7 protein-coding genes are annotated in these 9,961 nt (G+C 67.9%); 6 read left to right on the top strand and 1 reads right to left on the bottom strand.

All coding sequences use genetic code 11. The features are described from left to right. The coding region (locus tag HMPREF9006_RS04515) for a PspC domain-containing protein (protein WP_034232109.1) at positions 1-734 on the bottom strand (734 nt) is incomplete at its 3' end. A 257-nt stretch (positions 735-991) separates the two neighbouring features. Here HMPREF9006_RS04515 and HMPREF9006_RS04510 point away from each other — a divergent pair. From HMPREF9006_RS04510 to sucD, 6 genes are all read left to right on the top strand, one after another. Next, positions 992-2,182, top strand: a complete 1,191-nt coding sequence (locus tag HMPREF9006_RS04510; protein ID WP_009212375.1) for a PspC domain-containing protein — start codon at positions 992-994, stop codon at positions 2,180-2,182. Continuing rightward, on the top strand, positions 2,179-2,829 hold the full coding sequence (locus tag HMPREF9006_RS04505) for a LuxR C-terminal-related transcriptional regulator (protein WP_009212374.1): 651 nt from the start codon (positions 2,179-2,181) through the stop codon (positions 2,827-2,829). The genes HMPREF9006_RS04510 and HMPREF9006_RS04505 overlap by 4 nt, the downstream gene beginning before the upstream one ends. Positions 2,830-2,959: 130 nt before the next feature. After that, on the top strand, positions 2,960-4,450 hold the full coding sequence (locus HMPREF9006_RS04500; RefSeq protein ID WP_009212373.1) for a DUF1846 domain-containing protein: 1,491 nt from the start codon (positions 2,960-2,962) through the stop codon (positions 4,448-4,450). Positions 4,451-4,607: 157 nt separating this feature from the next. Next, entirely contained in the window at positions 4,608-7,406 is a 2,799-nt protein-coding gene (locus tag HMPREF9006_RS04495; protein ID WP_009212372.1) for a UvrD-helicase domain-containing protein, read from the top strand. Positions 7,407-7,809: 403 nt separating this feature from the next. Further along, on the top strand, positions 7,810-8,997 hold the full coding sequence (gene sucC / locus HMPREF9006_RS04490) for an ADP-forming succinate--CoA ligase subunit beta (protein WP_009212371.1): 1,188 nt from the start codon (positions 7,810-7,812) through the stop codon (positions 8,995-8,997). A 27-nt stretch (positions 8,998-9,024) separates the two neighbouring features. Next, positions 9,025-9,945 (top strand): succinate--CoA ligase subunit alpha, encoded by a 921-nt coding sequence (gene sucD / locus HMPREF9006_RS04485; protein ID WP_009212370.1) that lies wholly within the window; start codon positions 9,025-9,027, stop codon positions 9,943-9,945. Positions 9,946-9,961 lie beyond the last annotated feature (16 nt).

Here is a 9,961-nt window from a genome sequence, read left to right as displayed (position 1 = left end):
GGAGGCGTCCAGCCGGCGCGGGGGGGACGAGGCGAGGCCGGGCCGTGTCCGCCCCGCTGGCTGCCCGCGCCCGCCGGGGGAGCGCCGGGGGCTACTCGGGAGGAGAAAGCCGTGTCTGCCTGACGCGGAGCCGGACCCGCGCCCGGTGCTCCTGCGGCGTGATAAGCTGGGGCGCCCTGAGCGAAGCGGGCTGATGCTCCCGGCGCGCGGTTGGGGCCGGGGGTGCCGTACTGGGGTCCGTTCGGAGTGGACATGCGTGCTCCCGATTTCTGGTTGTTGCTGGAGGCGATCGCGGCGATGCAAATCCCCGCGATGATGAGGGTCGTAAACACGCCCCAACCGATCGCGAAGGAGCCGAATACGCCGACCGAGGGGATGACCGAGAACAGGCCGACGAGGGCGAGGGCCACTCCACCGACGAAGGCGACATCGAAGTTGCCGTTGAAGGTCTCTTCCGCGTGGATGCGACCATCGACTGCCTCGGGCAGGAACATCCACGCCAGTGCGTAGACGATGATGACGACGGGCGCGAAGAACGCCGCCAGGACGGTCAGGACGCGCACGAGCGACAGGTCCCAGCCCGTGCGGGCCGCGATTCCAGAGCACACGCCACCGATGACGCGCGGCTGCGTCCGATACCAGCCCGAGTTTCTCAGGGAATCGAAGAACCCGTTGCTGCGCGGGGGTTGCTGGTGCGTGCCGTTCGGGTCCGAAGGGCCGCTCGACCAACTCATGGTGTACTTCCTCTCGATGGGATCCACAGTCTGCGGATCGATACCACTACTCAACCAAAGCTCCCATCGTGGGCGATAGTAGGGGACCCCCTGAACGCCCCCTGATTACGCTCGGGGTATCCCGGGCAAACCCAGCGACATGCGACAATGGTGGGGTGAGCAGACCAGAGAACTACACCCATCCTGGGTGGACGCCGCCCATCCCGGCGCCGCCTGCTCGTCCCCCTCTCGTGCGCGCCACCTCGTCCAGCCCGGACATGCCCGCGCCCTGGATGGGCGGCGTGTGCTCGGGGCTGGCCGTGCACCTGGGGGCACCCGTCCTGCTCCTGCGATTCCTCATTGCGCTGCTGTCGGTTGTCGGAGTCGGAGTCGTCGTCTACCTGTGGCTGTGGGTGACTGTCCCCGAGGACTCTCCCGAGGCCACCGGATCGGACACGCTCAGCCCCGGCCTCGTCCGGCTGTCCGAGGAACGGGCAGCGCAGGTGTCACGCAACCGGCTGATCGCCACCGGTGTCGCGTTCCTGGTCGCCGCCGTCGTCTTCATTCTCCTCAACGCCTCTGGAACGATCGATTGGCGTGACCTGGGGGCCATCGTCTCGATCGTCGTTGGCATCGCCCTGGTGTGGAGCCAGAGCCGACAGGTGCGCAAGTGGCGCTCCATCCGTTTCATCGGTGCGGTCGTCGGCGGGATCGGCCTGCTCAGCCTCGGTGTCGTCATGGTGGCCTCGCGTGATAACCCTCCGATCATCCTGCTCCGCGGTGGACTCATCGGTGCCGCCCTCGTCGCCGGAATCCTCTTCGCGCTGGTCCCCATGTGGCTGCGCACGACGAAGGAACTGTCCGAATCGGAGGCGCAGCGCGTGCGCGAGTCGGAGCGCGCGGACATCGCCGCCCACCTGCACGACTCCGTCCTGCAGACCCTCACGCTCATCCGGGCTTCCGCGGAGGATCCCGCGCGGGTGCGCGCAATCGCCCTGACCGAGGAACGCGAGCTGCGCGCCTGGCTCTACACCGGTCACGCCCAGGCCGCCGACTCCCTCGAGGCCGCTGTCACCGAGGCGGTCGTCGGCGTTGAAAGCCGCTACGGCGTACCCGTCAGCGCGGTCGTCGTCGGTGACATGAGGCCAGGTCCCGCCGAACTCGCCCTGGTCGCGGCCCTGGCTGAGGCGTCCCAGAACGCCGTCCGACACGGTGCTCCTCCCGTCTCCGTGTACGTCGAGGTGCGGGGCCGCGTCGTCGAGGCCTTTGTCAAAGACCACGGGGAGGGCTTCGATCCCGGACTCATCGCCGACGACCGCCACGGCGTACGCGACTCGATCGTGGGGCGCATGCGGCGCGTTGGCGGCGAAGCGTCGATTCGCTCCGGGGCGAGGGGCACAGAAATTTCCCTGAGAGTCCCCCGTTCCGATATCCTGGAGGAAACGGCGCCCAACGGGAGGACACAGTGACTATCCGGATTCTTGTCATCGACGATCACCCCATGGTTCGCGCGGGGGTGCGAGCCGAACTGGAAAACTCCGGGGCAGACCTGGAGGTCGTCGGCGACGCCTCCGACGTTGAAGGCGCCGTCGCCGCGTGTCGCGCCCTGCGCCCCGACGTCGCCCTCCTGGACGTGCACCTGCCCGGCGGCAACGGCGGAGGCGGAGCGGAGGTGGCGAGCTCGTGCCGGGACGTCGAGGGGCTTAACTTCCTGGCCCTGTCCGTCTCGGACTCGGCGGAGGACGTGGTCCAGGTCATCCGTGCCGGAGCCCGCGGCTATGTCACCAAGTCGATCTCGACGCCGGATCTCGTGGAGGCCATCGGACGCGTCGCCGCGGGCGACGCCGCCTTCAGCCCCCGCCTGGCGGGCTTCGTCCTCGACGCTTTCGGCACGGGCGAGGTCTCCGCGGCGGACACGGAGCTGGATCTCCTGTCGGCCCGCGAGCAGGAGGTCATGCGGCTCATCGCGCGCGGATACACCTACAAGGAGGTCGCTCACGACCTGTTCATCTCGATCAAGACGGTCGAGACCCACGTGAGCGCCGTTCTGCGCAAGCTTCAGCTGTCCAACCGCAACGAGTTGACCCGCTGGGCCATGCAGCGTCACATTGTGTGAGGTCGGACCTGCTCGGCGTGCCCGCCAGGGGCGTGCGCGGCCAGTGTGCCTACAATGGAACCCCGAGAGCGCGTAAGCGCCCGACCACCCGACGGGTGGCCCCCTATGATGCCGCGAACTCGGAGGATGCATGCACAGCATCGGTTTTGATAGTGATCGTTACGTCGAGATGCAGTCTCGCCATATCGCCAAGCGGCGCAGTGAGTTCGGCGGGAAGCTCTACCTGGAGTTCGGCGGCAAGCTGATTGACGACATGCACGCCTCGCGCGTCCTGCCCGGTTTCACCCCCGACAACAAGGTGCGCATGCTGCGCGAGCTGGCCGACGAGGTCGAGATCATCGTCGCCGTCAACGCCAAGGATTTTGCCCGGCGCAAGGTGCGTGCCGACGTGGGCACCACCTACGACGACGAGGTCCTGCGTCAGATTGACGAGTTCCGGGAGCGCGGCCTGTACGTCGGCTCCGTCGTCATCACTCAGTGGACAGACGACAACAAGGCGGCCGCCGAGGTCAAGGAGCGCTTCGAGAAGCTCGGCATCCGCGTCTACCGTCACTTCCCGATCCCCGGATACCCCTCGGACGTGGAACGCATCGTCTCCGACGCGGGCTACGGCGCGAACGAGTACGTTCAGACCAGCCGCAACCTCGTGGTCGTCACGGCCCCCGGCCCGGGGTCGGGCAAGATGGCGACCTGCCTGTCACAGCTCTATCACGACCACAAGCGCGGCATCGAGTCCGGATACGCGAAGTGGGAGACGTTCCCGATCTGGAACATCGGGTTGGACCACCCGGTGAACATCGCCTACGAGGCGGCCACGGCGGACCTGGACGACGTCAACATGATCGATCCCTTCCACCTTGAGGCCTACGGGGTGAAGACGGTCAACTACAACCGCGATGTCGAGATCTTCCCCGTGCTGAGCCGCCTGTTCGAGAAGATCCTGGGTGCCTCCCCCTACAAGAGTCCCACCGACATGGGCGTGAACATGGCGGGCTACTGCATCGTTGACGACGAGGCATGCAAGGAGGCCTCGCGTCAGGAGATCATCCGCCGCTACTACAAGGCGCTCGTGACGGAGAAGAAGGAGATGAGCGAGCCTATTCAGTCGGGTCGCATCTCCCTCCTCATGGCCAAGGTCGGCGTGGGGCGCATGGATCGCCCGGTCGTGCTCCCCGCCATGGAGCTGGCCGAGGCCACGGGAGAGCCCGCCGCAGCCATTGAGCTGCCCGATGGCCAGATCGTCACGGGCAAGACCTCCGCGCTGCTGGGGTGCTCCTCCGCGATGCTTCTCAACGCTTTGAAGAAGCTCGCGGGGCTTGCGGACGAGGTCCAGCTCCTCGCGCCCGAGTCGATTGAGCCGATCCAGCGCCTCAAGACCCACGACCTGGGTTCTCGCAACCCGCGCCTGCACACAGACGAGGTCCTTATCGCCCTGGCGGTGAGCGCCAACGGTGACGACAACGCGCGCCGGGCGCTCGACCAGCTGGGCGCCCTGCGCGGCTGCGACGTGCACGAGTCCGTCATCCTCGGCCCCGTTGACGAGGGCATCTTCCGCTCCCTGGGCATCCAGGTGACGACGGAACCGGTGTACGCGACCAAGTCGCTGTACCGCAAGAAGTAGCTCCCTGCGCCAGGCATGGGCTGACCGCTCTCTCACGCGCAGGCCAGCCCCGGCCTCGTCGTTTCCGGCTTCGGCCCCTGAGGCGGCGTCGGCGCGTGGCTGGCGCCACCGGGGTGGGGCGCGCAGGCGCGGGTGGGGCGGTTTAGGCTTGGATGCGATGAGTGACGCGACTTCTCTACCTGACTTTGGTTACCTGATTGGCTTGGACGGAGGCCGCGACGACGACTACGTTCCGCCGCAGGCTCCCGCCTTCGACGTGGAGGACGCGCTGGGGGCCGACGTCGAAGGCGGCTGGCCCGACATCGCCGTCCCCGGCGGCTCGTCGGGGCGCCCCTCTGCGTGGGAGCCTACGCAGGGCGTGGACGCGAGCTGGCGGAGCGACGCCGGGCGTCCCGGCGTGGATCCGGAATCGCTCACGCGCGGCCTCAATGATCGCCAACGCGAGGCGGTCACGCACGCGGGTGCGCCGCTGCTGATCCTCGCGGGGGCGGGATCGGGGAAAACGCGCGTGCTCACCCACCGCATCGCCTACCTGCTGGCCACCGGGCGAGCGCGGGCCGGGCAAATCCTGGCGATCACATTCACGAACAAGGCGGCGGCGGAGATGCGCGAGCGGGCGGGTGCGCTCGTGGGCGGGGACGCGCGACGCATGTGGGTGTCGACATTCCACTCGGCGTGCGTGCGCCTGCTGCGCTACGAGCACGAGGCCGCGGGCCTGTCGTCCTCTTTCACGATCTACGACGCGCAGGACTCCCAGCGCCTCATCCAGATGGTTCTCAAGGCCATGGACGTGGACATCAAACGTTTCACGCCGAAGATGGTGGCGGCGCGCATCTCGGACGCTAAGAATGAGCTGATCGGTCCGGCGCGCTACGGCGAGACCGCCGGGAAGGATCCGGTGTCGCGCATCGTCGCCGACGCCTACGTCGAGTACGACAAACGCATGCGAGCCTCCAACGCGCTGGACTTCGACGACCTGATCATGCGCACCGTTGAGCTGCTTCGCGACAACCCCCTCATCGCCGAGCACTACCACCGGCGCTTCCGCCACATCCTGGTGGACGAATACCAGGACACGAACCACGCGCAGTACGTGCTGGTGCGCACCCTGGTGGGCGACGGAAAGGACGGGGTTGCTCCCGCCGAGCTGACGGTCGTGGGTGACTCCGACCAGTCAATCTACGCCTTCCGAGGCGCCACGATCCGCAACATCGAGGAGTTCGAGCGCGACTTTTCGGGCGCGCGCACGATCCTGCTGGAACAGAACTATCGGTCGACTCAGAACATCTTGTCGGCGGCCAACGCTGTCATCGCCCGCAACACGGGACGCCGCGCGAAGAACCTGTGGACGGCCTCGGGCGATGGTGCGCTCATTACGTTGGACGCCGCCGATTCCGAGCACGACGAGGCGCGTTTCGTTGTCGCTGAGATCGACCGCCTGGCGGATGCGGGCGCCGAATGGGGAGACATCGCGGTGTTCTACCGCACGAACGCCCAGTCGCGCGCCCTCGAAGAGCTCCTCGTCCGTCAGGGAATCCCGTACCGCGTCGTCGGCGGCACGCGCTTCTACGAGCGCCGTGAGATCAAGGATGCGCTGGCCTACCTGCAGGTCGTCTCCAACCCGGATGATACGGTCGCTGCCCGCCGCATCCTCAATGTTCCCAAGCGAGGCATCGGCGCGAAGGCCGAGGAGGCGATCGCCGAACACGCAGCCCGCTACGGCATATCCTTCGGCGCGGCGCTGCGTCACCTGTGGCAACGCGCCGGATGCCCCGCGGGGGAGGGCGAGGGGATCGATGTCGAGGCCCTTGCTCGTTCCACTTCCCCGGCCGCGGACTCCGCGCGCTCCTCGGCCCCCGTCTCCTCGGATGATGCGGCGGGGGAGACCCCGGGTGCTCGCGATGGCGCGGATGAGAGCGTGGCTGCGGCCCCGGCCTCGTCATCTTCTGCCGAGGGCGCGCCCGAGACGGCTCCCGAGGTTGCGGGGATCACCCCGCGCGCGGCGAAGGCGGCGGCCGCCTTCTGGGGACTCATCGAGGCGCTGCGCGCGGCCGAGGCTGGCGGTGCCTCCCAAGCCGACATTCTCGAGGAGGTCCTCGATCGCACGGGCTATCTCGCCCAGCTGCGCCGCAGCGAAGACCCGCAGGATGCCTCTCGCGTGGAGAACCTGGCGGAGCTGCACTCGGTTGCGGGGGCCTTCGCGGCCGAGGCCCCGGGCGCGAGCCTGGCCGACTTCCTGGAGCGCGTGGCCCTCGTGGCGGACTCGGACCAGGTGCCCGCCGAAGGGGAACGCGGCGGGCAGGTGACCCTCATGACGGTCCACACCGCCAAGGGGCTCGAGTTCCCCACCGTCTTTGTCACAGGCATGGAGGACGGCACATTCCCGCACCAGCGTAGCCTCGCGGACGAGAGCGAGTTGGAGGAGGAGCGCCGGCTGGCCTATGTGGCGATCACGCGCGCTCGCGAGCGCCTCTACCTGACCCGCGCCGCCGTTCGCAGCGCGTGGGGGACCCCGCAGGAGATGCCGCCCTCGCGTTTCATTGACGACATTCCCGCCGAGCTGCTCGACGTCAGGCGGGCCGCCACCTCGGGTGAGCGCGCACGCGCCTCCTACGGCGGTTCCTACGGCGGAGCGTACGGCGCCGCGCGTGACGGGCGCGATCCCTGGGGCGAGCGCGACTCGGGTGCCTTCGGTTCGGGGCGCGGCGGCGGGGCCGTTCAGACGGGAGGGGTTCGCAAGGTGACGCGCATGGGCGTCACGCCCACCGCCCAGGCGACGCAGGACAAGCCCGTGCTGGCGCTGAAGGTCGGGGACCGCGTCAGACACGCAACATTGGGGGCGGGGACCGTCACCGGGATCGAAGGGGAGGGGCCGCGCACGGTGGCACGTATTCGCTTCGGCATGGCTGACAAGCGTCTTCTCGTCCGCATGGCGCCGATGGAGAAGATCTCGTAGCGGCCCGCGTGCGGCCGGAATTGTGAACGCGAACGCACACCGGGTAGCGGACCTGCCTTGCGGCTCGCGTGCGACTGGGGGTTTTTCTACATGTTCGAGGCGACACGCCGGTGACACGCCACGAGAGACGTCAAGATGTAGAAAAACCCCACGGGGAGTCGTCGGGGCATGCCCCAGGTGAGCGTTGCGCGAGGTCGGCCGCCCCGCTGGTTGGTGATCGCGTCCGGAGCGGCTTTGGATAGGGCGCGAGGTCGGGTCGTCACACCTTGGCAATGCCAAGGGCGCATCGCGTGATGGTCAAGGGGCCTGAAAGCGTTGATAATATGCGGAAACGGGGGCGTCAGGGCCGGTCGCACGGTAGAATTACTGCGCTGACCACACCACGTTCAACGGAGGGAATAAGGTGGATCTCTACGAGTACCAGGCCAGGCAGATGTTCAAGGAACACGGCGTGCCCGTGCTGGACTACCGGCTGGCGTCGACCCCCGACGAGGCGCGCGAGGGAGCGCGTGAACTCCTGGAGGGCGGTGCAACCCTGTTGGTTGTCAAGGCACAGGTCAAGACCGGAGGACGCGGCAAGGCCGGAGGCGTGAAGCTCGCGCACACGGCCGAGGAAGCGGGCGAAAAGGCTCAGGAGATTCTCGGCCTCGACATCAAGGGGCACGTCGTCACGCGCGTCATGATCGCCTCCGGAGCGGACATTGCCGCCGAATACTACTTCTCGATCCTGCTGGACCGCTCGAACCGTCGCCACCTGGCGATGTGTTCGCGCGAGGGAGGCATGGATATCGAAACGCTCGCGAAGGAACGGCCCGAGGCTCTGGCCCGCGTTCCCCTGGATCCGCTCGTCGGCATTGACGCCGACGTCGCGCGTCGCATCGTGGACGAAGCCGGGTTCGACCCAGCCACCGGCGAGGCCATCGCCCCTGTTCTGCAGACCCTGTGGGAGGTCTACCGCGATGAGGATGCCACCCTGGTGGAGGTCAATCCCCTGGTGCTGAGTCCCGACGGCTCCGTCTGGGCGGTGGATGGCAAGGTCACGTTGGATGACAACGCTCGTTTCCGCCACCCCGATCACGCGGGGCTGGTGGACGTGGCCGCGCAGGACCCGCGTGAGGCGGCCGCGAAGGAAGCCGGGCTGAACTACGTGCGCCTCGAAGGGGAGGTCGGGGTGATCGGCAACGGCGCAGGCCTGGTCATGTCGACGCTCGACGTGGTCGCCATGGCCGGCGAGGAGTTCGGCGGGCTCAAGCCCGCGAATTTCCTGGACATCGGGGGCGGCGCGTCGGCCGAGGTCATGGCCCGTGGCCTGGAGATCATCCTCGGAGACGACCAGGTGCGCTCCGTGTTCGTCAACGTCTTCGGTGGCATCACGGCCTGCGACCAGGTTGCCCGAGGCATCATCGGCGCGCTCGACGCACTGGGGGAGACGGCAACCAAGCCGCTCGTCGTACGCCTCGACGGCAACAGGGTGGAGGAGGGCCGCGCGATCCTCGCCGAGGCCCGTCACCCCCTCGTCCGCATGGAGGAGACCATGGACGGTGCCGCCCGGCGTGCGGCGCAGCTCGCCGCGCAGGCGCCCTCGAAGTAACGACCCGAGAACCGCAGGAGACACATCATGACAATCTTCGTCAACTCTGACACCCGGGTCATCGTCCAGGGGATGACCGGAGCCGAAGGCCGCAAGCACACCCAGCGCATGCTGAGCGCGGGTACCGCGGTCGTGGGCGGAACGAACCCACGCAAGGCAGGAACAACCGTCACCTTTGACGTGGTCGGATACGGTCCGGCCGCCGGTCGAGTGGCCGACGGGCAGATCGAGGTCCCCGTCTACGGCACGGTCGCCGAGGCCCGCGAGGCAACGGGGGCGAACGCCTCCGTCATCTTTGTTCCTCCCGCCTTCGCCAAGGCGGCGGCACTGGAGGCCATCGATGCGGGCATCGAGACGATCGTGCTCATTACCGAGGGGATCCCCGTTCAGGACTCGACGATCGTCGTTGAGCATGCGCTTGCGGCGGGTGTGCGCCTGATCGGCCCGAACTGTCCCGGCATCATCTCGCCCGGGCAAGCAAACCTGGGGATTACCCCGGCCGACATCACGGGACCGGGGCGCCTGGGCCTCGTCTCCAAGTCGGGCACCCTGACTTACCAGCTGATGTACGAGCTGCGTGACTTTGGCTTCACGACGTGCCTGGGCATCGGCGGGGACCCGGTGGTCGGTACGACCCACATCGACGCGCTGGCTGCCTTCGAAGAGGACCCCGATACGGACCTCGTCATCATGATCGGCGAGATCGGCGGCGACGCCGAAGAACGTGCCGCCGAGTGGATCAGCCAGAACATGACGAAGCCGGTCGTGGCCTACATCGCTGGATTCACCGCTCCGGAGGGGAAGACGATGGGGCACGCGGGAGCCATCGTGTCCGGATCCTCCGGTACCGCGTCCGCGAAGGCCGCGGCACTCGAGGCCGTGGGTGTTCGCGTGGGACGCACCCCCTCCCAGACTGCTCAGATCGCTCGCGAGCTTCTGTCGCGGTAACGACGCGACTATTCGG

Origin of the sequence: Actinomyces sp. oral taxon 180 str. F0310, assembly GCF_000185285.1 — a bacterium.
Taxonomy (GTDB): Bacteria; Actinomycetota; Actinomycetes; order Actinomycetales; family Actinomycetaceae; genus Pauljensenia.
This window is presented reverse-complemented; position numbering and strand designations above follow the sequence as displayed.

Coding starts and splice junctions, on each gene's coding strand:
- HMPREF9006_RS04500 (WP_009212373.1), top strand. CDS start 2,960: ATGCACAGCATCGGTTTTGATAGTGATCGTTACGTCGAGATGCAGTCT.
- HMPREF9006_RS04510 (WP_009212375.1), top strand. CDS start 992: ATGCCCGCGCCCTGGATGGGCGGCGTGTGCTCGGGGCTGGCCGTGCAC.
- sucD (WP_009212370.1), top strand. CDS start 9,025: ATGACAATCTTCGTCAACTCTGACACCCGGGTCATCGTCCAGGGGATG.
- HMPREF9006_RS04495 (WP_009212372.1), top strand. CDS start 4,608: ATGAGTGACGCGACTTCTCTACCTGACTTTGGTTACCTGATTGGCTTG.